Origin of the sequence: Mesorhizobium sp. CA12 (assembly GCF_020165255.1) — a bacterium.
Lineage (GTDB): Bacteria > Pseudomonadota > Alphaproteobacteria > Rhizobiales > Rhizobiaceae > Mesorhizobium.
In genome coordinates, this window is record NZ_JAIUHT010000010.1 from 181,901 (window position 1) to 200,251 (window position 18,351).

General features: G+C 63.7%; 22 protein-coding genes and 1 riboswitch. Of the genes, 8 read left to right on the forward strand and 14 right to left on the reverse strand.

All coding sequences use genetic code 11. From position 1 onward, the window contains the following. Position 1 precedes the first annotated feature (1 nt). Together LB520_RS18370 and LB520_RS18375 are read left to right on the forward strand one after the other, a co-directional pair. Positions 2–1,309 (forward strand): cation diffusion facilitator family transporter, encoded by a 1,308-nt coding sequence (locus LB520_RS18370; protein WP_224638386.1) that lies wholly within the window; start codon positions 2–4, stop codon positions 1,307–1,309. A gap of 71 nt (positions 1,310–1,380) precedes the next feature. Beyond that, positions 1,381–2,028, forward strand: coding sequence for a dienelactone hydrolase family protein (locus LB520_RS18375; RefSeq protein ID WP_224638387.1), 648 nt, complete (start codon positions 1,381–1,383; stop codon positions 2,026–2,028). A gap of 14 nt (positions 2,029–2,042) precedes the next feature. On the opposite strand, the gene LB520_RS18380 is transcribed toward LB520_RS18375, so the two are convergent. The 3 genes from LB520_RS18380 to LB520_RS18390 all read right to left on the reverse strand — a co-directional run bounded on the left by LB520_RS18380 (position 2,043) and on the right by LB520_RS18390 (position 3,887). After that, the gene (locus LB520_RS18380) at positions 2,043–2,522 is read right to left on the reverse strand and encodes a hypothetical protein (RefSeq protein ID WP_224543952.1); all 480 of its coding nucleotides are present in this window, start codon (positions 2,520–2,522) and stop codon (positions 2,043–2,045) included. A 252-nt stretch (positions 2,523–2,774) separates the two neighbouring features. Beyond that, positions 2,775–3,515: a CbtA family protein gene (locus LB520_RS18385; RefSeq protein ID WP_224638388.1), complete on the reverse strand. Its 741-nt coding sequence runs from the start codon at positions 3,513–3,515 to the stop codon at positions 2,775–2,777. A gap of 162 nt (positions 3,516–3,677) precedes the next feature. Continuing rightward, complete coding sequence (locus tag LB520_RS18390) at positions 3,678–3,887, reverse strand: CbtB domain-containing protein (RefSeq protein ID WP_224638389.1); 210 nt, start codon at positions 3,885–3,887, stop codon at positions 3,678–3,680. Further along, a riboswitch (adenosylcobalamin (AdoCbl) riboswitch) is annotated at positions 3,879–4,028 on the reverse strand. (Overlaps the previous gene by 9 nt.) 83 nt (positions 4,029–4,111) lie before the next feature. On the opposite strand from LB520_RS18390, the gene LB520_RS18395 reads away from it, so the two are divergent. Further along, the gene (locus tag LB520_RS18395; RefSeq protein ID WP_224638390.1) at positions 4,112–4,684 is read left to right on the forward strand and encodes a histidine phosphatase family protein; all 573 of its coding nucleotides are present in this window, start codon (positions 4,112–4,114) and stop codon (positions 4,682–4,684) included. A 674-nt stretch (positions 4,685–5,358) separates the two neighbouring features. Here the strand turns inward: LB520_RS18395 and LB520_RS18400 are convergent. Continuing rightward, complete coding sequence (locus tag LB520_RS18400; protein WP_224543946.1) at positions 5,359–5,727, reverse strand: hypothetical protein; 369 nt, start codon at positions 5,725–5,727, stop codon at positions 5,359–5,361. Between the two features lie 353 nt (positions 5,728–6,080). On the opposite strand from LB520_RS18400, the gene LB520_RS18405 reads away from it, so the two are divergent. Beyond that, positions 6,081–6,353, forward strand: a complete 273-nt coding sequence (locus LB520_RS18405; protein WP_140846743.1) for a PilZ domain-containing protein — start codon at positions 6,081–6,083, stop codon at positions 6,351–6,353. Between the two features lie 3 nt (positions 6,354–6,356). Here the strand turns inward: LB520_RS18405 and LB520_RS18410 are convergent, their stop codons facing one another. Together LB520_RS18410 and LB520_RS18415 are read right to left on the reverse strand one after the other, a co-directional pair. Further along, positions 6,357–6,824: a methyltransferase family protein gene (locus tag LB520_RS18410; RefSeq protein ID WP_224638391.1), complete on the reverse strand. Its 468-nt coding sequence runs from the start codon at positions 6,822–6,824 to the stop codon at positions 6,357–6,359. A 280-nt stretch (positions 6,825–7,104) separates the two neighbouring features. Continuing rightward, positions 7,105–7,620 (reverse strand): DUF6428 family protein, encoded by a 516-nt coding sequence (locus tag LB520_RS18415; RefSeq protein ID WP_411969903.1) that lies wholly within the window; start codon positions 7,618–7,620, stop codon positions 7,105–7,107. Between the two features lie 42 nt (positions 7,621–7,662). Here LB520_RS18415 and LB520_RS18420 point away from each other — a divergent pair, with 42 nt between their 5' ends. The 4 genes from LB520_RS18420 to LB520_RS18435 all read left to right on the forward strand — a co-directional run bounded on the left by LB520_RS18420 (position 7,663) and on the right by LB520_RS18435 (position 10,354). Continuing rightward, positions 7,663–8,067: an ArsR/SmtB family transcription factor gene (locus tag LB520_RS18420; protein ID WP_224638393.1), complete on the forward strand. Its 405-nt coding sequence runs from the start codon at positions 7,663–7,665 to the stop codon at positions 8,065–8,067. Next, positions 8,064–8,756 (forward strand): aquaporin, encoded by a 693-nt coding sequence (locus LB520_RS18425; RefSeq protein WP_224627744.1) that lies wholly within the window; start codon positions 8,064–8,066, stop codon positions 8,754–8,756. Before LB520_RS18420 ends, LB520_RS18425 begins: the two co-directional genes overlap by 4 nt. Then, positions 8,753–9,166, forward strand: a complete 414-nt coding sequence (gene arsC / locus LB520_RS18430) for an arsenate reductase (glutaredoxin) (protein WP_140544977.1) — start codon at positions 8,753–8,755, stop codon at positions 9,164–9,166. Before LB520_RS18425 ends, arsC begins: the two co-directional genes overlap by 4 nt. 93 nt (positions 9,167–9,259) lie before the next feature. Then, the gene (locus LB520_RS18435) at positions 9,260–10,354 is read left to right on the forward strand and encodes an MFS transporter (RefSeq protein ID WP_263483767.1); all 1,095 of its coding nucleotides are present in this window, start codon (positions 9,260–9,262) and stop codon (positions 10,352–10,354) included. A gap of 213 nt (positions 10,355–10,567) precedes the next feature. Here the strand turns inward: LB520_RS18435 and LB520_RS18440 are convergent, their stop codons facing one another. From LB520_RS18440 to LB520_RS18475, 8 genes are all read right to left on the reverse strand, one after another. Then, positions 10,568–10,852, reverse strand: a complete 285-nt coding sequence (locus LB520_RS18440; RefSeq protein ID WP_095770076.1) for a photosystem reaction center subunit H — start codon at positions 10,850–10,852, stop codon at positions 10,568–10,570. Between the two features lie 81 nt (positions 10,853–10,933). Continuing rightward, positions 10,934–11,347, reverse strand: coding sequence for an MAPEG family protein (locus tag LB520_RS18445; RefSeq protein WP_224638395.1), 414 nt, complete (start codon positions 11,345–11,347; stop codon positions 10,934–10,936). 59 nt (positions 11,348–11,406) lie between these two features. Then, the gene (locus LB520_RS18450; RefSeq protein ID WP_224638396.1) at positions 11,407–11,892 is read right to left on the reverse strand and encodes an SRPBCC family protein; all 486 of its coding nucleotides are present in this window, start codon (positions 11,890–11,892) and stop codon (positions 11,407–11,409) included. Next, complete coding sequence (locus LB520_RS18455; RefSeq protein WP_224638397.1) at positions 11,889–12,206, reverse strand: ArsR/SmtB family transcription factor; 318 nt, start codon at positions 12,204–12,206, stop codon at positions 11,889–11,891. The genes LB520_RS18450 and LB520_RS18455 overlap by 4 nt, the downstream gene beginning before the upstream one ends. A 431-nt stretch (positions 12,207–12,637) precedes the next feature. Further along, a complete protein-coding gene (locus LB520_RS18460) occupies positions 12,638–12,970 on the reverse strand; it encodes a DUF2934 domain-containing protein (protein WP_095770208.1) in 333 nt (110 codons plus the stop codon). 401 nt (positions 12,971–13,371) lie between these two features. Next, positions 13,372–14,481, reverse strand: coding sequence for a mandelate racemase/muconate lactonizing enzyme family protein (locus LB520_RS18465; protein ID WP_224638398.1), 1,110 nt, complete (start codon positions 14,479–14,481; stop codon positions 13,372–13,374). A gap of 55 nt (positions 14,482–14,536) precedes the next feature. Further along, a complete protein-coding gene (locus LB520_RS18470; protein ID WP_224638399.1) occupies positions 14,537–16,975 on the reverse strand; it encodes an FAD-dependent oxidoreductase in 2,439 nt (812 codons plus the stop codon). Positions 16,976–17,124: 149 nt separating this feature from the next. Beyond that, on the reverse strand, positions 17,125–18,123 hold the full coding sequence (locus LB520_RS18475) for a L,D-transpeptidase (RefSeq protein ID WP_224638400.1): 999 nt from the start codon (positions 18,121–18,123) through the stop codon (positions 17,125–17,127). Between the last annotated feature and the right edge of the window lie 228 nt (positions 18,124–18,351).

Here is an 18,351-nt window from a genome sequence, read left to right on the forward strand (position 1 = left end):
GATGTGGGAAAAAGCGCTCGACTGGTTCGGCTTCGGTGCGCACGGACATCATGGCGGCCACGGCCATGACCATACTCATGGCGTGATCGACGCGACCATCGCCACCACAGACCGCGGCATCTGGGCGATCAAGTGGTCGTTCGTGATTCTCGCGGTCACGGCCGCGCTGCAGATCGTCGTCGTGATGCTCTCGGGCAGCGTGGCCCTGCTTGCCGACACCATTCACAACGTCGCCGACGCGACCACCGCCATCCCGCTTTGGATCGCTTTTGTGCTCATGCGCCGCAAACCGACCAGGACCTTCACCTACGGCCTCGGCCGGGTCGAGGATCTCGCTGGCATCATCATCGTGCTCATCATCCTGGCCAGCGCGCTGGTGGCCGGATACGAGGCGATCAATCGCCTGTTCAACCCGCAGCCGGTGCATTTCCTTGGCTGGTTGGCCGTCGCCGGCATCATCGGTTTCCTCGGCAATGAAGCGGTGGCGGTTTTTCGCATCCGCGTCGGTCGCCAGATCAACAGCGCGGCGCTGGTTGCCGACGGCTATCACGCCCGCACCGACGGCCTCACCAGCCTTGCCGTCGTTGCCGGCGCGGCCGGCGTCTGGCTCGGCCTTCCGCTCGCCGATCCGGTCATCGGCCTGCTCATCACCGTCACCATTTTCGCTATCGTCTGGCAATCGGCGCGCTCGGTACTGACCCGCATGCTGGATGGCGTCGAGCCCGGCCTCGTTGACCAGATTCACCATGCTGCCGACCATGTCGCCGGGATCGAGAAGGTAGCCGACGTCAAGGCCCGTTGGCTCGGCCACAAGCTGCATGTCGATGTTACGATCGCCGTCAATGACGGCCTGCTGCTTGCCGCCGCGAACAACATCGCCGCATCGCTCAAGGCCGAGCTCTTCGCGCACATCCCGGCGCTCGACGTCGCCACGGTGCACTTTGCCGAGTTGGAGACGGAGGCCGGCCACCATCATGCGCCGGATCCGTTCCTTGTCGACGGCAAGCTAGCCAGCGGGCTGCTCGAAATCGTCGACACGCCGCAGGGCGAGCGCATGCGGCTGCGCCTGTCGCGTCACGCCGAGGGCCTGCGGGCGAACGTCGCTATTGAAAGGGCGGACGGTGCGGTCGAAAGCCTGCCGCTGTCTCCGGTCGGCGGCGACCATCATTATCTGCAGAGCCTGGTCGCGCCGACCGAACCGCATGAATTCAGCGCCAGGCTGCAACTGGCGGCCGGTCCCGACACCGAGGATTTGCCCTTCGCCATGGCCGAACCGCAAGGTCACCATCACGAGCGCGCGCATGGATGATGTGACGGCGAAGGCTTCGGAAAGGGCATGGCTGGTGGTGGGGATTCGATAAGCCGGATAAAAGACGATCATTGCCCGAGCTCAACGCGATCGGCCAGGCGACGCCGAAGGGAAAGCGGATGGCTGCTATTGTACTCTTTCACTCGGCGCTGGGCCTTCGGGCGGTGGAGCATCAAGCTGCTGAGCGCATGCGAAACACGGGGTACGATGTTGTGACGCCGGACCTCTACGCAGGGCTGACTGCGGCATCGGTCGACGACGGGCTTGACTTGATGAGCCATGTTGGGTGGGAAACCATCTGCGACCGCGCCAGGGTGGCGCTCCTCCAGACTTCTCCAGACGCGGTGCTCGCTGGCCATTCCATGGGAGCTGGCGTGATCAGTGCCGTTTGGTCAGAACGAGTCGCTGCCGCCGGCATTGTGCTGCTGCATGGCCTTGCTGATATTCCCAGCAATGTTCGCCGACACGTCCCGGTCGCGGTCCACGTCGCCGACCCAGATGCATTTGCTCAGCCAGAACAAGTTGCCGACTGGTCGGCGTCGGCGAAGCGCTGCCACGTCAGGGCAGAAATTTTCACCTATCCGGGGATCGGCCATTTCTACACCGATCAAGCGCTGCCGGATTACGATGCGTCCGCAGCCGAGCTGACATGGTTGCGCGTTCAGGCTTTCCTGAAAACGATCGCACGCAAGACCGGGAGCGGTTCGGTGATTCCGTGAAACGCTGAACCGTTCTAAGCAGCGCCGGCTCGCGGAGCGGGTGAACGGAAAATCGACCATGCGGCGGCGCCGAACGCCGCCACCATGGCGAGGATCACCGCAAGGCTCGGCAAGTGGAAGAAGATGTCGCGCCATCTGGGCTCGACGACCGCGCCGGTGCTGAAGGCCTCGCCGCTATACTGGCACAGGATCCACGACGCGCCGCTACGCACCATCTCGGCATCGATGTCCGAGATCAGCGCCTTCGCCTCGCGCCCGGCCGCGGGCATCATCGCCATATGGGCGAGCAGCGCCTTGGCGGTGGCGAGATAGGCGTGGCTGCATTCGTTGAACGGGCTTTCCTCGTCGCCGAGGCTGCCCGGCATCAGGCCCCAGAGGCAATAGGTGAATTGCAGATTGCCGTGATTGTAGAGCCGCCGGAAGGTCGGGTCGGTCGCGGTCTGGCGCTGGGCGAGGTCGAGGATCTCGCCGCGATAGCGCGCGATGACGGCCATCTGGCCGTGGGTCAGGCTGGGGATCTGGATGCCGGGAGGGGGCGGGGCCGAGGATCCGCCATGCGCTTGCGCGGATGTGGCGGCCAGAAATGCGAGCAGCGCCGCAACCGAGCAATTCCAGGAAACGTGTGCGGCGGTTTTCCGTCCGGAATTGCGAGAAAACGAAAGACCAAACTGGCTCTGCGGTCGTACCGACCGTTGAGCCGCGTTGGCCGCCAGGGCGCAGAACCGTGGCGGCCAACGCATCGGATTTCAGGCGAAGCGGCGTGCCGGGCCGCGCTGGTCGCGCACCGCGACCACGCGTTCGGCAACCGCGCCGAAGCCGAGCCCGACGACGGTCCACAGCACCAGCTGGATGCCGAGCGAGGCGACGCGGAATTGCCACAGCACCGTCGCCGAGAAGTTCTCCGGCACCTCGTTGATGTCGGGCAGCGCCGCCTTCACCAAAGCGAAGACGACGAGGAAGGCGAGGCCCGCGACGATCGAGGCGTTCCAGGCGCCGAGCCGGTTCCACAGCCGCTGCGCCAGGCCGACCGCCGCTATCATAGCCGCGATCGAGACGACGATCATGATGAAGAACAACTCGGTGCGGTAGCCGATGGTCTCGGCGTTGCCCACCGCCGGCGGGCTGGCCGGGTATTTGAGGCCGGGCACCACGATCACGGCCAGGAAGCCGAGCGCCGCGATCAGCGCCGAGGTGCCGCGCGGTCCGAGCGAGCCCAGCCGGCCATAGGCGTAGGCGAAGACCAGCGAGAACAGCCCGCCAAGCGCGGCGCCATAGATCAGCACGCCGGTTGCCAGGCCGATGCCGGCTTGCGTGGTGCGGCTGACCATCTCGGGCTCCGGCGCCCCGCCGGCGGCCTGGGCCTGCTGTTCCTCGAAGGCGATCGCCTTGTCGACCTGCGGCTCGCCATAGACGCGGGCGAAGGCGAACGCCAGAATCCCGGCGACCAGCCCGACAAGCATGCCGCGCAGCAAAAGTTTTCCAACCATGTCACCAATCCCTCCAAGCAATTCCAGGAAAAGTGCGTAGCGGTTTTCCGTCCGGAATTGCGTTAAGCCAACCAAGCAATTCCAGGAAAAGTGCGCAGCGGTTTTCCGTCCGGAATTGCGTTGGATCAGAATCGAAAGCGGGTTCAGCGATGCTGAACCGCTTTAGTGGCAGGGGAAGCCGAGCAGGTGGCGGCCGTCATGCACGAACTCGTGCACATAGGTGCCGCGGATCAGCGAGGTCGCGCCTTCTTCCGCGCCGACGAAATAGATCGCCAGCATCAAAAGCAGCCCGCCGAGGACGGCCCAGGGCAGAAGCTCGCGGACCGGAATCGCAACCGGGCCGTAGCTGGGGGCGAAGGTGGTGTCGGACATATTGACCTCCCTTGGGATACTGCGTCCCGTTGATCGAGTGCTGCGGAATAAGGCCTGACTTTCGGCTGGTGCCGATCACAGTGGCGCGACCGTGCCGGACTCGCACCGGCTTCCAATCCCGTATAGCATTAAGACACTTGTCAGTACTTCGTTCGCCTGTCAACGACATGTAATGGCGGCACGACTTCGTGAGGCCTGTTTTTCGCTGGGGCACGGAGTTTTTCATGCTTGTCCGCCTGACGATGATCGCAAGCGGAGCGACGGCCGGCATGCGCAAGGGCCGCTTTCCGAACGATGAGCCGCCGGAGCCGCGCGCCCTCGATCGCGCCGGCGCGCTGGCCGCTTCGCTGCGTCGCGCCGACCGTGTCTGGACAAGCCCGGCGCTGGCCGCGCGGCGGACGGCCGAGGCGCTCGGCCTTGACGCGGCGATCGAGCCGCTGCTTGCCGAGCAGGATTTCGCACACTGGGCCGGCAAAAGTTTCGAGGAGGTGCAGGCCGAGGATCCGGAAGGCATGGCGGCCTGGTTCGCCGACGCAGACGCGGCGCCCCATGGGGGTGAATCGCTCGCCGACGTCGCCCGGCGGGGTGCTGCGCTGATGGAGCGGCTGGCCGGCGAAAGCGGTCACATCGTCACGGTAACGCATGCCGTGCCGATCCGCGCCGCCATGGCGCATGTGCTCGGCGCGCCGCTTTCCTCAGTCTGGAAGATCGACATCGAGCCGCTGTCGCTCACCGAGTTCCGCAGCGACGGCCGCCGCTGGGTGCTGCGCGCGAGCGGCATCACTGTCGCCGGCTGAACAGTCGGGGACTATTAGCCCCCGCGCGCGAACGGCACGATACGCAGCCAGCAGACGGTCAGGGAAACGGTCGACGCGACGGTGAGGCGGCGCCGATCCGAAGGCTAAAAGTCCGGTTTAACATCGGGCAATTTTATATCGGACTGATAGAACCAGCGTCTCGTCCACTCAAAGGGCCCCTCACAAATTGCCTTTAGCGGTCTATAATTCGGTGATTCAACCCAAATGTTACAGCGATACCACTGCCCGTCGCTTTTGAGCGTCTTGTCAAATTGAAAGACAATTGTCTGGACTCTGCCTATCGTGGCGTTGTAGAGGCGATGACAATTACTGTTAATCAGTGACCCATCTTCGTTTTTCGGCACGGCTTGCTTCGGGGGGATTCTCTTTGCGATCCACCGTCCGTAGGGTTTGTCTCGTGAATACTCCATGTCGGCGGTGTAGATCAGTTCCCGATGAACAAACTGGGCATGGTCACCAAATCTATGGAACCGGGATGTCATCTGAATAAGCGGAAGCTTAATGATCCGCTCATTCGCTTCCTGGAGGGGCGTGCATTCAGCATTCTGTTCTTCTGGACGTAAATTAGACCCTTGGGAGGCCACACATGTCACGGGAGGGCAGATCAGGCAGGCGGAAAGAACGGCAACACCAAAGATTCTGCTCATCACGTTCTACCGGTAGAGGTGTGGGTATCTGGCCTTCTCAGCCTGGCAATTGCTCCCTCTCTGAGCCGCTATAGCAAATGCTCTTTCATAGGTACGTATAGCCTTCTTGAACTTAGAGGACTTGGGCGTCAGGTGTTTGTCTATCCCATCGTACAAGAGGACAGGAACAGCTATCATAGCTTTTCCATCTTCATTTAGCCTCAGCGCCGGGCATTTTTTCATCACACCGACGAGGTTGCCGGCGATTGTAGCGGCCAAATTTAACTTGGTGTCGGGCAGTCCTGCCAGATACTCGATGTTTGAGTTCGCGGCCCAAGCAGCCGAACACGCGAACGAAATTTCTACGAATGTCGCGAAAGCGAACCTAAGTTTCATTATCTCCACCCCCAGCTTTAATGAGCGAAGCACGTTTGAGCTCGTATTAGTAGCCGAAGACAAGCCATCGCGTTCCATATCCACAAGCGGGTTAGATTTTCGCGTCGCGCCCCCTATCATTGCCCCAATCGATAGATTGGAGCAGCTATGCTGCGCTGGTGCGCTCGTTCAACTCCGTCATGGTAACAACGAGCGCATGCAACAAGGCAACCGACGCTGCTTCGGGAAAGCTACAACAGCCGTCAGGCCCGACTGGCCTGATCGTTTCAGCAATCGCTAACGGAACGGAAACGCCTCGCTGCTATCGTGCTGCCCCATGGCAAGGAGGACCTTGCCTGAGGAGCCCGCCGGATATGGCCAATTTTCCCGAGATCGAACGCCGTCTTCATGCGCGCGAATTCGTGCTCAAGGAAGCCACGATCATCGCCGCCGGCGTCAGGATCGGCTGCTCGGTCAGAAATCAGCACGAGCAGGGCGCGGAATTGCGCGTCGGTGCCAATGTGGAGATTCCGGACCGCTTTCTGCTCGAGGTCCCGGCCGACGATACGGCCTATCGCGCTTTGGTGCGGTGGCGGCGCAACGACCGCGTCGGCGTGGCGCTCTACAGCAACGCGCCAAAGGACTGATGCTCAAAAATAGCGGCGCACGCTCGCCCTGTAGGCGCGGTAGGGTTCGCCGAACTTGCGTTCCAGATAGGCCTCCTCGCGCAGCACCACGCCGTAATGCAGGATGGGGAAGCTCGCGATGGTCGCGATGACGGCCCACCAGCTGTCAAAGAGCAGCCCGATTCCGAGAAGCAGTCCCATCAAGCCGACATAGAGCGGGTTGCGGGTGAAGCCGAACGGGCCGCCGGTGATGATCGCGGTGGTCGGCAGCGTCGGGTTCACATTGGTGCCGCCGCGCAACATCGTCGAGCGTCCCCAAGCGATGATCGCAACCGCCAGTACTGCCAGCACTACGCCGAGCACGATGGTCAGCGGGCGGCCGCCGATCGCCAGCGGCCAGACATAGCGCAGCGCCAGCATCGCGATCAGCGCCACGAGAAAGAGCAGCGGCGGAAACACCACCACGCCCGGATTGTCCGCTTTGTCGTCCATAGCCATCTTCATCGACCAGGCGCCATTGCCGCCACTATGCACGGACGCGCATCGTCCAGCAATTCGTGACTTGATCCTGCCTAGGCGATGTGCAGCCCGGCATATCGGGAACACAACCGTGGCGCGCGCGTTCACTATCGCCGATCGACAGGGATTGCGCGGATGAGCAAGACAGCCGTTTGGGTGGCGCTGATCGCCATCGTTCTCGTGGGCCTCTATTTGTTGCAGGCCAATGGCATGATCCGGTTCTGATCAGGGCGGCGCGTCACCATTAGCGGGCTCAACAGCAGCGACTCCCTCCGCACCCGCTCGCTGCCTTCTGTTCTTCCAGCCAGCGGTCGCGCGGCTTGCAGCTTGACGGCCGTGGCGACAGCTCGACCTCAACCGTCCCGCCAACAAGGCTCGGCTGGGCTGCCCGGTGCAGTTCGATGGGGCGCACGCCGTCGCTGACCTCGAAGGTCAGCTTCGCCGCCTGATCGAGAGCGACATGGTCCGAAACCTTGCGGATGATCGCGGCGAACTTGCCGGCTGGCATATGGACCGGTCCGCCTTGGTCCACGTCCCACAGCTGGACGAATATCTCCGACCATGATTCCGGATTCGCTTCGCAATCCAGCGCCGAGAACTGTCCCGCCTTCACCTCGGTGACGTGGTAGCCAGGCTTTACCGGCCGCCCGTCATAGCGGAACACCAGTGGCCTGTCCTTATGATCGGCCAGCGCCATCAGCAGATCGCCGATGGTCAGGTCGGAGGGATCCATAGGAGCGATGTTTTTCCGATTGTCAGAAGAGAGCATGTCGGCTATTCCTCATTTCAATATTTCAAGGATTGTTGAAACGTGGATGAACGTCAAGCCCTGACCGCCTTTGGCGCGCTGTCGCAGGAAACACGGCTGCGCCTGCTGCGGCTGCTGGTCGTTGCCGGTCCGGAAGGCATTGCCGCCGGCTCGCTCGCCGAGCAGGTCGAGGTCTCGCCGTCCAATGTCAGCTTCCACCTCAAAGAACTCGAGCGCGCCGGTCTTGTGACCGCGCGGCGCGATGCCCGCTCGATCGTCTACAGCGCCGAGTTCGACGCGCTGTCCGGATTGATCCGCTTCCTGATGGAGGATTGCTGCTCGGGCCGGCCGGAAATCTGCGCGCCGGCGCTTGCGGCATCTTGCTGCCAGCCGGGGCGAGGAGAGCCGGCAATGACCGTCACGCCCGCTACCCAACTCCCCATTGTCCAATCCAGGGTCGACCGATGAACACTTTCGATCTGCCGCGCCGGTTCGCGGCTGAAGCCCTCGGCACCGGTCTGCTGGTGGCGACCGTCGTTGGCTCCGGCATCATGGCCGAGACGCTGACGCATGACACCGCGCTGGCGCTGCTTGGCAACACGCTAGCAACCGGCGCCATGCTGGTGGTGTTGGTCACCGTGCTCGGGCCGATCTCCGGCGCGCATCTCAATCCGGCCGTTTCGCTGGTGTTTTGTCTCAACCGGTCGCTGCCTGCTCGCGATCTCCCTGCCTATCTGTTCGCGCAGGTCGTCGGTGGAATCGCCGGCACGATCGCCGCGCATCTCATGTTCGCCCTACCGGCGCTGGAGGTCGCGACGAAACTGCGTGCCGGGCCGGCGCAATGGTTCTCGGAAGTGGTCGCGACATTCGGCCTTGTCGCCGTCATTCTCGCTGGCCTCCGCTTCGAGCGGCGGGCCGTGCCGTGGCTGGTCGGGCTCTATATCACAGCGGCCTATTGGTTCACGGCATCCACTTCCTTCGCCAATCCTGCCGTCGCCGTGGCGCGCTCACTCACCAACACTTTTTCCGGCATCAGGCCGCTCGATCTGCCCGGCTTCGTCGTCGCCGAATTGCTCGGCGCCCTGATCGCGCTCGCGTTGATGGGCTGGCTGCTGCGGCCCGCGGCCATTCCGCAACCCTTGAAAGCAGAGCCATGACGGTCACGATCTATCACAACCCCGACTGCGGCACCTCCCGCAACACGCTCGCCATGATCCGCGCCAGCGGCGAAGACCCTGTCGTGATCGAATACCTCAAGACGCCGCCGGGCCGCGAAAGGCTGCTCGAACTGATCGCCGCGATGGGGATTTCTGCGCGCGAGTTGTTGCGGGAGAAGGGCACGCCTTACGCCGAACTCGGCCTCGCCGATCCAAAATGGAGCGACGATGAGCTGATCGATTTCATGCTCGCCCATCCGATCCTCATCAACCGGCCGATCGTCGAGACGCCGAAAGGGACAAAACTGTGCCGGCCGTCGGAAGCTGTGCTGCCGCTGCTCGACAATCCGGTGCGGGAGTTCGTCAAGGAGGATGGCGAGAAGGTCGCCTATCCGCCAGGGCAAGCCTGATTGGAAGCCACCGCGCCCATCGCACACAACCGCCGCGTCCTCGTTACGGCTCTTGGCATCACGCAGATTCTCGCCTGAGGATCATCCTACTACCTGCCTGCGGTGCTTGCCGCGCCGATTGCTAGAGATACCGGTTGGTCGTTTGCCTCGGTCGTTGCCGGGCTATCCTGCGGGCTCCTGCTTGCCGGGCTGGTGTCCCCCGTCACCGGCCGGCTGATCCAGCGCCACGGTGGGCGGCCGGTGCTTGCCGCCAGCTCGTTGCTGCTGGCGGCCGCGCATTCGCTGTTGGCGACGGCGACCGACTATCCTCTTTATCTGGCTGCATGGCTGCTCATGGGCTTGGGCATGTCGAGCGGCCTCTACGATGCCGGCTTCGCCACACTCGGCCGCCTCTATGGACAGGGCCCGCGCGGCGCCATCACCAACCTGACGCTTTTCGGCGGCTTTGCCAGCACCGTCTGCTGGCCGATCAGCGCCTTCCTTGTCGAGCATGGCGGCTGGCGCACCGCCTGCCTTGCCTATGCCGCGATCCATTTGGCAATCTGCTTGCCGCTCCATCTGTGGATAATACCGTCGCCTCCGGCCGCCGCGCCTGCGCCGGTCAAAGACAGGTCGAAAGAGGCATCGGCCACCGGCAGAGCGCGGGCGCGCTTCATTCTGCTGGCCTCCATTCAGACCTTGGCCGCACTGGTCGCGTCCATGCTCTCCGTGCATCTGCTGACGCTGCTGCAATTGCGCGGCGCGAGCCTGGCAGCCGCCGTCGGACTTGGCGCGCTGGTCGGCCCTTCACAAGTCGGCGCTAGAGTGGCGGAGCTGCTGATCGGCCGCAACCGGCACCATCCGATCTGGACGATGCTGACATCCGTGACGCTGCTTGCCGCCGGAATCTGGCTGCTGCTGACGAGCCAGACTTTCGTTGCTCTCGCCTTGATCCTTTATGGCGCGGGTAACGGCATCCATACGATCGCGCGCGGCGCGCTGCCGCTGGTGCTGTTCGATCCGCAGCAATATGCGGTGCTGATGGGCAAGCTCGCGACGCCCAGCCTCATCGTCCAGGCGGCGGCTCCGTCCGTTGGAGCGGTGCTTCTTGGCACGGGCAGCGCCAATCTTGTCCTGGCCACGCTGGCGCTCGCGGCAACGCTCAACGCGGGGCTGTGTATTTGCCTGCTTGCGAGCATGCGCCGCTGATCCTTGAAGCGGTTCATCGCCCCACGAAATCGCCGACCTGTCCCGGGCTTTCTCGCCGCTCCAGAGGGAACCCGCCACACATTTTTGACGCGACGGCAATTCGCGTGACGCTCGTCAGGCGACAAACGAATACCGCGCCACGCAAAAAAACCCGACCCGGCAATTGCCGGGCCGGATTCTCTGGATTGATTCACAGTCGCGAAGCGTCCCTGTTCAGTCGCGATGCTCCGGCATTGCTTTCAGCTGGTCCTTCGTCCAACTCGTGACGGCATGCACGTCGCCGTCCTCGTCGCGCATGAAATCGAGCTGGCTGGCAGTGACAGCCACCGGCTTGGCGCCGATGCCGAGAAAGCCGCCGACATCGATGACGACCTGGCTGCCGTGCAGGTGGTCGACCGAGCCGATCTTCTCGTCATCCGGGCCGTAGATGGTGGCGCCTTCGAGGATGTCGGGCGTCAGCTCGGCACTGGTCAGTCTTACGTGGCTGGTGTGGTCCATGGCGCATCTCCTGTGGTTGTACAGGGATGAACCTCTGATCGGGGCGAGGGTTCCGCCGACGGAGCAAAAAGCGAGCGCTGCTCAGCGAAGCACTGCCCAGCCCGTCACGAGGACGAGGACAAGCGTGACCACCGCTCCGGAGACATAGAGGATCGTCCTGACGCTGCCGCCCTTGGCGGCATTTCCGCCGCGCAGGTAGATGATCATGTGGACGAGACGTAGCGCCAAGTGAACCCAGACGAGCACGGCAAGCGTCACCGGCTCGACGCCAACCATCATCGCCAGCAACACGGGCACGACGAAGGGCCCGAGCGCCTCGACCGAGTTCATGTGGACGCGATCGATCCGGTAAAGAGAGTTGTCGTCGTCCGCCGGGATCACCGGCCCTGAAAGCTTGCCGGCAAAACCCTTGGACGAGCCTGAGTAGATCGCCAGCGCGACCGACAGGAGGCAGAGCGCAAGCACGCCGAGGGTGCTCAACCAATAGGCTTCCATTGTATCCAGTGCTCCTCCGATCGCCACCATGCGGGCCACGCCCCCAGGGGGTGCCGCTGTCAGGCCGCCCGGGAAAAGAGCGCCTGGAACCGCTGCAGGTAGAGCGGCCAGCCCTGATCGCCGTCGACCCCGCTGCGTACACCTTCCCAGCCTTGGCCATGCCGTTCGATATGGCGGTGCTCGATTTCGACCCGGGTCCGGTTTTCCGCCTCGGCCGTGAAGCGGACCTCCCACTCGCTCGTCTTGGCGAGGTCGGTTTCGATCTGCCAGCGCGGGCTGATGTCCCAGCTCAGAAGCAGTCGGTTCGGCGGATCGTAGGCCAGCACGCGGGCGAAGCGGCACTCTGAGCCATCGACGCCGCGGTCGTAGACATGGCCGCCGACGCGCGGCTCGAAGATCGTTTCCGCGATCGGGACGGCAAGCAGATTGTGCTCGCGTGGCTTGAAGTTGCCGAAATCCTCGGTGAACACTTTGAAGGCGCGCGCGATCGGAGCCTCGACGACGACGGAATGCCTAACGGGAGCAGGTGCCGGTTGCTTGATCATGTCTCGTCCTTTGTCGGTTGCTCGACGGCCAGCTTGTAGACCGCAAGCGTCTTCACCCAGAACTGGTCGATCTCCGCGCGAAACGCCGCGAGCCCGTCCGGATCGATCCGGTAAATGCGCTCCTTGCCGGAGCGCGTATCGGCCACCAGCCCGGCATCCTTGAGCACCTTCAGATGCTGCGAGACGGCCGGCCGCGTCACGGGCAGCGCATTGGCGAGCCCGCTGACCGAACTGGGTCGGTCGACCAGCAGTTCGAAGATCGTGCGTCGCGTCTGATCGCCGAGCGCAGTCCAGTATTTCGCGTTAGTGGCCACTAACGCGAAAATAGGACGGTGCGTCTGACCTGTCAACCCGGATGGAGAGTGCCACCTGTGGCCGGTCCGATTGGCTGGCCAACCGCCTCTTGGTGCAAGATTTTCCGTTCATTTCCGTGAAATCAGCGCAAACGCCGGGGATTGGTGGAGGCCGCCCCAACCTCGTCATTCTATGGCGGAGCAAGGAGCGAAGCGACGCGGCGCAGACCATAGAAATCCATTCCGTGACTTGGAAGCGACGCCACGGTGCAGAATTTTGCTCTGTTGCATTCCTGGGTGAAGGCAACGGCTGGATTCCAGGGTCTTCGCGACGGAGCTTCGCTCCTGCTCTGCCCTGCAAACGATCGCGATGGGCGTTTCGGCCAATCTCCAACGGGTGCCACCTGCCAACGCAAACAGAGCCGACCGGTCAAAATCTCAGTGCAGTGCCTCTAATCGACACCGCGCTTGCGTGCTTGCAGATCGCGCGCCGCTTGCTCGATCGCAGCGCGGTCGTTGCCCAGCCTGTCGAGCAGCTCTTGCGCCTCGTCGCCCGAAATGCCGGTGCGCATGGCAAGCGCCTCCACCGTCAGCACGTCCGCGCTGTCGATCTCGCGCGTTTCGGGCAGCGCATCGTCCGCCGTCATCGGCAGGGCGGCCTCGCGGTCGATCTCCAACTCCGCCTGATGCCAGTGCCGTTCATGATTGCCCAGGATGCCGCCCTCGCGCTGAAAGATCTCATAGGCACGCTGCCTGATCTTCTCGGTCCGATCGTCGTCGTCCATCGCCGTTCCTCCTTGCGTGTCACAAGAACGCAGGACAGGGCGGAACGATCCGTGGCATCGCGAAGGTGATCGGGTGCTGTGCTGCCGGTCAACATGCCGGGCGTGGCGACAATCGCGCAGGTGGTTCCCCCACTCCGTCTCGGCGCTGCGCGCCGAGCCACCTCTCCCCCTCCGGAGGGAGAGGAACGCCAATCGCCGGGGGCGAGCAATGGCAATCGCCAAGTAGAGAGGAAATAGCAATGCCGAGGTCACGACGTTGCCGGTCAGCATTTCCTCTCCCTCCGGAGGGGGGAAAGGTGGCTCGGCGAAGCCGAGACGGAGTGGGACGGCGCTGAAAATATCGGCCACGTCCGCGGCCATTCCGATCCGAATAGTAAGCCTGGCTGCCCGCCGCTTGCCCCTTACGGCCCGTATATCGCCACCGCTTTGCCGAACATACCTGGCTCCGGCTTCACGCCCAGCCCCGGCCGTTGCGGCACGGCGATGTGCCCTTGCTTGATGACGACCGGGTGCTTCTGGTCGAAATGGCCCTTGATGTATTCCTGGGCGATCCAGGCGCCCTCCATGCGGCGCGGCTCGACGGTCGCGGCCAGATGCACGCACGCCGCCGCGATGATGTCGCCGCCCCAGGCGTCGTCGCAACTGTGCGGCAGCGAGCGGATGGCACAAAGGTCGCGCACCGTGGTCATCTTCGTCAATCCGCCCAGGCGCGTCACCTTGAAGCCGAAGCCGTCGGCGATGCCCAGCGAGATGGCCCGCAGCACGGCGTTCTGATCCTCGGTGCTCTCGTCGAGATAGACCGGATGCGTCATGCGGCCTTTCAGCGTCCCGATCTCGTCCATCGTGTTGCAGGGCTGCTCGAAGACGAAGGGAATTTGCTGGCAGAGCCGGTCAAGATGGATCGCTGCGGGCACCGTCAGGCCTCGGTTGCCGTCGACCGCGATGCGCGCTTTGTAACCGACCGCTTCCCAGACCTTGTGGATGACGGCGACGTCTTCCTCCAGGTTGCGGCCTCCGATCTTCACCTGTAGGCGCGGATAGCCGGCCTTCACCTTGTCGGCGGCGATCCTCGCCGTCTCGTCCGGGGCACCCACGATCAGCGAATAATAGGCCGGCACGCGGTCGGTCAGCGCGCCGCCCAACAGCATCGAGACCGGCACGCCGAGCTTTTGGCCGAGCAGGTCGAGGAACGCCATGTCGAAGGCGGCCTTGGCATAGCCATGCCCGTTGAGCCGCTCGTCCATCTGTTTGGCGAGCAGCCTGATCGAGGCGATTTCCACGCCGATCAGCCCCGGCGCGATTTCGGCGATCGCCGCGCGGGCGCCCAGCGCATGATGCGGCTGGTAGACCGGGCCGATCGGGCAGGTCTCGCCCCAGCCGGCAAAACCGTCATCGGTAACGATCTCGACCAGCGTCGAGTCCAGCGCCTCCACATCGGCGCTGGCCATCCGGTAGACGCCGCCTTTGACCGGCAATTGCGCCGAATAGACGTTGATCCGATCGATACGCATACGGGCTTCCCTCCGAAGGACACGTCGGCAACGGGGCCTTTGCAGGCCCCGCCTATTACATCCGCGCCCTGGCCGAGGTCGGATCGTAAGGCGAATCCGCGATCACCTCGGCGACCTTCCAGTCGCCCAGGATCGCGACGTCGAGCTTGGTGCCGGGTTTCGAAAACGGTTCAGGCAGCAGCGCTAGCGCCACGTCATGTCCGAGCGTGTAGCCGTAGCCGCCCGACGTGATGCGCCCGACCAGCGCGCCGTCGCTGTAGAGCCCTTCATTGGCAAGCGTGCTGGCGCCGTCGGTTTCGATCCTGAGCGTCACGGATCGCCGCTGGTCGTTACGCTCCTTGTATTTCAGAACCGCGTCGCGCCCGGCGAAGTCGCCCTTGTCGAGCCGGATGAAGCGCTCCAGCCCGCTCTCCAGCGCGTTGAGCTCCGGGTTCATGTCGCGATACATGGCGCGATAGGATTTCTCGAGCCTGAGCGACTCCAGCGCGTGCAGCCCGACCAGCCGCATGCCGTGCTTCTCGCCTTCCTTGAGGATCGCGTCGAGCAATCGCCGCTGGTAGGGCAGGGGATGATAGAGTTCCCAACCGAGCTCGCCCTCATAGTTCACCCGCAGCAGCCGCACGTCGCTTGCCAAGGCCACGCTGCCGGTCTTGACGCCGAACCAGGGAAAACTTTCGTTGGAAAGGTCGATCTCCGTGAGGGGCTGCAGCACGGCCCGCGCGTTCGGCCCGACGACGGTAAAGCAGCCGCGGTCGTTGGTGACGTTCTTCAAGGATACGCTGCCGTCGGCGGGAAGCAGTCTTGAAAGGTCGTCGAAGTTCCAGCGTTCGGCGCGCGGCGTCGAGATCAGGTAGAACAGGTCCTCGCCAAGCCGCGCCACCATATATTCCGCCTGCACGCCACCGCTGGTGGTGAGGTGATGCGCCAGCGTCACCTTGCCGACGGCCGGCAGGCGGTTGGCGATGATCCGGTCCAGCCAGGCGGCCGCGCTAGGACCTGACACCTCGAACTTGGTCATCGGCGTCATCTCGACCAGGCCGACGGCGTTGCGTACCGCCTGTACTTCCTCGCCGACAAGATTCCCCTTGGGCGTCCAGCGCCAGCTATATTGGTCCTTGGCCTCGACGCCGTCGCGCGCGAACCAGTTGGGCATTTCCCAGCCATTGAGCACGCCCCAGACCGCTCCCAGTTCCGTCAGCCTGTCATAGGAAGGCGCGGTCTTCTGCGACCGCGCGGCGGGCATGTCCTGGCCCGGATACTTCTGTTCGGCGTGCGTGCCCCACGCCTCGCGCACCTTCTCGCGCGTCCATTCCTTGTTGGCGTAGTCGCCGAAGCGGCGCGGATCGAGATCGGATGTATCGATACTGTTGCCGCCTTCGACGATCCGCTCCGACAAATAGTAGCCGATCGCTCCGCCCCACAGGATGCCGCCCGGCACGCCTTCGGCCAGCCAGACATTGGGCAGGCCCCAAACCTGCCCCATCAAGGGCAGCTCGTCCGCCGTCATCTGGAACGGGCCACGCACATTGGCCTTGATGCCGACGCGCCCGAGCGCAGGCACCAGCTGCAGCGCCTGCTCCCAGTTCCACGACACCGCCTCGAAATCCTCTTCCAGCAGATCGGCGCCGAACCAGTCGGGAACGCCATCCTCGGCGAAGAGCTTGAGGTGTTCGGTGCGCTCATAGGGCCCGAACATCAGCCCGTCGCCTTCCTCGCGCAGATAGCCCTCGAAACCCTCGTCGCGCAGGATCGGCATTTCGGGCCGGCCGGCGCGCTTGCGCTCCACCACCTCCGGCACCGCCTCGGTGATCCAGTACTGGTGCAGGATGGGGATCGCCGGGATCTCCAAGCCAAGCATCGCGCCGGTCTGGCGCGCGTAATTGCCGGTGGCGCAAATCATATGTTCGCAGGTGATGTCGCCCTTGTTGGTCTCGACCAGCCATTCGCCGGAAGCGGTCCGCTTGAAGCCGGTGACCTCGGTGTTGAGATAGACTTTTGCGCCGAGATCCCGCGCGCCCTTGGCCATGGCATGCGTCACGTCGGCCGGCGCGATATGGCCGTCATCGGGATGGTAGAGCGCGCCCAGCATCTGTTTGTTGTCGAGCAGCGGCCAGAGCTTGCGCGCCTCGTCGGGTGTGAGCAATTGCGCCCGCATGCCCTGCACCTCGGCGACGCTCATATAGCTTTTGAATTCGTCGAGCCGGTCCCTGGAGTTGGCGATGCGCAGCTGCCCGCATTTGTGCCAGCCCACCGGCTGCCCGGTCTCGGCCTCCAGCCCCTCATAGATCTCGATCGTCTTGTTGATCATTCGCCCGACATTGATGTTGCGGGCATAGGAGGGGATCAGCCCTGCCGCGTGCCAGGTCGAGCCGGCCGTGAGCTGCGTTCGCTCCAGCAGCGCGACATCGGTCCAGCCGCGCTTGGCCAGGCCGTAAAGAATACCCGCGCCGACGCATCCGCCGCCAACGATCACCACCCGCGCATGTGCTTGCATCGAACCACCAAATCCGGACCATTCTCCAAACCGCGCCGTCGAAGCTAACAGGCGAGGCAAGGCGGTGTAACGTTCTGAAAAACTGAGGATGACGATAAATTGGGCTTATGCAGCGATCCGCGCTTGGCGGATCGCGACCTGCCGGCATCTCACTGCACTTGCCCGTCCTGTGCCGTCTCGTCCTTGAAGTCGACTTTGGTGCCCGGCTTGACCATGGCGGCGAGGTCCTCGGCGTCCCAGTTGGTCAGCCGGATGCAGCCATGCGAGAAGGTGGTGCCGATCTTACCCGGGTCAGGCGTGCCGTGAATGCCGTAGCTCTCGATCGAGAGATCGATCCACACCGATCCGACCGGATTGTTCGGCCCCTTGGCGATGGTGAAGGGCCGCTTGCTCTTCACCCCCTTGAAGGCGAATTTCGGGTTGTAGCGATAGGTCGGATTGTGCACCACGCGCTTGACCTCGGCCGTGCCGCTCGGCGCCGGCTTTTCCTCGCTGCCGATCGAGGCAGGATAGACCGCGAGCGCTTTGCCCGACGCATCGAGCGCGCGCACCTGGCGGGCACCCTTGTCGACCTCGACGCTGGCGACGGCCGCGGGAGGATCGCCACGGCCGACATCGGGCACCACCAACATGGTGTCGGCCTTCCTGAAACCGGCTTTGGGATTGAGCAGCCTCAGCAACTGTTCGCTGACATGGAAACGCTCTGCCAGTTTTTCCCGCGCGTTGCGATAGCCGAGCCGCTTCAGACGCGCCATCCGCTCCATGCGGGCGGGGATGCGCCTGGTGAACGGCCCGCGCACATCCTTGGCCGTGACCTCGTAGCTTATCAGCACCGGCCCGGCGAAAGTCGCCGCGAGCTTGTCCCAGGTTTCGCGGGTGAGCTTGCCGTCGGAGGGCAGTCCGTTGGCCGCCTGGAAGGCCGCGACGGCCTTGGAGAAATTGTCGGACAGGCGGCCGTCGATCAGGCCGGGGGACAAGCGGGCGCGATCGAGAAGGATCTGCGCTCTGAGCACCATCGGATCGACGCCCTTCGGCTCGCCCTCGCTGAATTGCGCCTGGTTAACAGCGGCGAGGTCGAGCTTGGCTGCCAGCGTCCCGCCGCACGCGAGCACCAGCGCTAATCCAGCGATAACAAGCAGCCTGATCATCGACGTCACTCCAGGGTCGCGGCAAGAGCCTGTCTCTATGACGCGGCACGGCCGATGTGGTTCCTGTCGCGAGGAGCCGCACGAAGATCATCACGAGTGTGCGCTTTCTCCCATATATGTTTGAATTTTAAGCTGGAAACCAGTTCCCATGAAAGCAGAGAACTGGCATTATGGTCTCAGGGCCTGCGCATTTTCTTATTCCATGGCCCCTTGTCCTGGTAACCGGCG

What these genes read in the sequence shown, in the direction of transcription:
- LB520_RS18370 (WP_224638386.1), top strand. Translation starts at nt 2, where the DNA reads ATGTGGGAAAAAGCGCTCGACTGGTTCGGCTTCGGTGCGCACGGACAT.
- LB520_RS18380 (WP_224543952.1), bottom strand. Translation starts at nt 2,522, where the DNA reads ATGGCCGTCATCGCGCGCTATCGCGGCGAGATCCTCGACCTCGCCCAG.
- LB520_RS18385 (WP_224638388.1), bottom strand. Translation starts at nt 3,515, where the DNA reads ATGGTTGGAAAACTTTTGCTGCGCGGCATGCTTGTCGGGCTGGTCGCC.
- LB520_RS18390 (WP_224638389.1), bottom strand. Translation starts at nt 3,887, where the DNA reads ATGTCCGACACCACCTTCGCCCCCAGCTACGGCCCGGTTGCGATTCCG.
- LB520_RS18395 (WP_224638390.1), top strand. Translation starts at nt 4,112, where the DNA reads ATGCTTGTCCGCCTGACGATGATCGCAAGCGGAGCGACGGCCGGCATG.
- LB520_RS18400 (WP_224543946.1), bottom strand. Translation starts at nt 5,727, where the DNA reads ATGAAACTTAGGTTCGCTTTCGCGACATTCGTAGAAATTTCGTTCGCG.
- LB520_RS18405 (WP_140846743.1), top strand. Translation starts at nt 6,081, where the DNA reads ATGGCCAATTTTCCCGAGATCGAACGCCGTCTTCATGCGCGCGAATTC.
- LB520_RS18410 (WP_224638391.1), bottom strand. Translation starts at nt 6,824, where the DNA reads ATGGACGACAAAGCGGACAATCCGGGCGTGGTGGTGTTTCCGCCGCTG.
- LB520_RS18415 (WP_411969903.1), bottom strand. Translation starts at nt 7,620, where the DNA reads ATGCTCTCTTCTGACAATCGGAAAAACATCGCTCCTATGGATCCCTCC.
- LB520_RS18425 (WP_224627744.1), top strand. Translation starts at nt 8,064, where the DNA reads ATGAACACTTTCGATCTGCCGCGCCGGTTCGCGGCTGAAGCCCTCGGC.
- arsC (WP_140544977.1), top strand. Translation starts at nt 8,753, where the DNA reads ATGACGGTCACGATCTATCACAACCCCGACTGCGGCACCTCCCGCAAC.
- LB520_RS18440 (WP_095770076.1), bottom strand. Translation starts at nt 10,852, where the DNA reads ATGGACCACACCAGCCACGTAAGACTGACCAGTGCCGAGCTGACGCCC.
- LB520_RS18445 (WP_224638395.1), bottom strand. Translation starts at nt 11,347, where the DNA reads ATGGAAGCCTATTGGTTGAGCACCCTCGGCGTGCTTGCGCTCTGCCTC.
- LB520_RS18450 (WP_224638396.1), bottom strand. Translation starts at nt 11,892, where the DNA reads ATGATCAAGCAACCGGCACCTGCTCCCGTTAGGCATTCCGTCGTCGTC.
- LB520_RS18460 (WP_095770208.1), bottom strand. Translation starts at nt 12,970, where the DNA reads ATGGACGACGACGATCGGACCGAGAAGATCAGGCAGCGTGCCTATGAG.
- LB520_RS18465 (WP_224638398.1), bottom strand. Translation starts at nt 14,481, where the DNA reads ATGCGTATCGATCGGATCAACGTCTATTCGGCGCAATTGCCGGTCAAA.
- LB520_RS18470 (WP_224638399.1), bottom strand. Translation starts at nt 16,975, where the DNA reads ATGCAAGCACATGCGCGGGTGGTGATCGTTGGCGGCGGATGCGTCGGC.
- LB520_RS18475 (WP_224638400.1), bottom strand. Translation starts at nt 18,123, where the DNA reads ATGATCAGGCTGCTTGTTATCGCTGGATTAGCGCTGGTGCTCGCGTGC.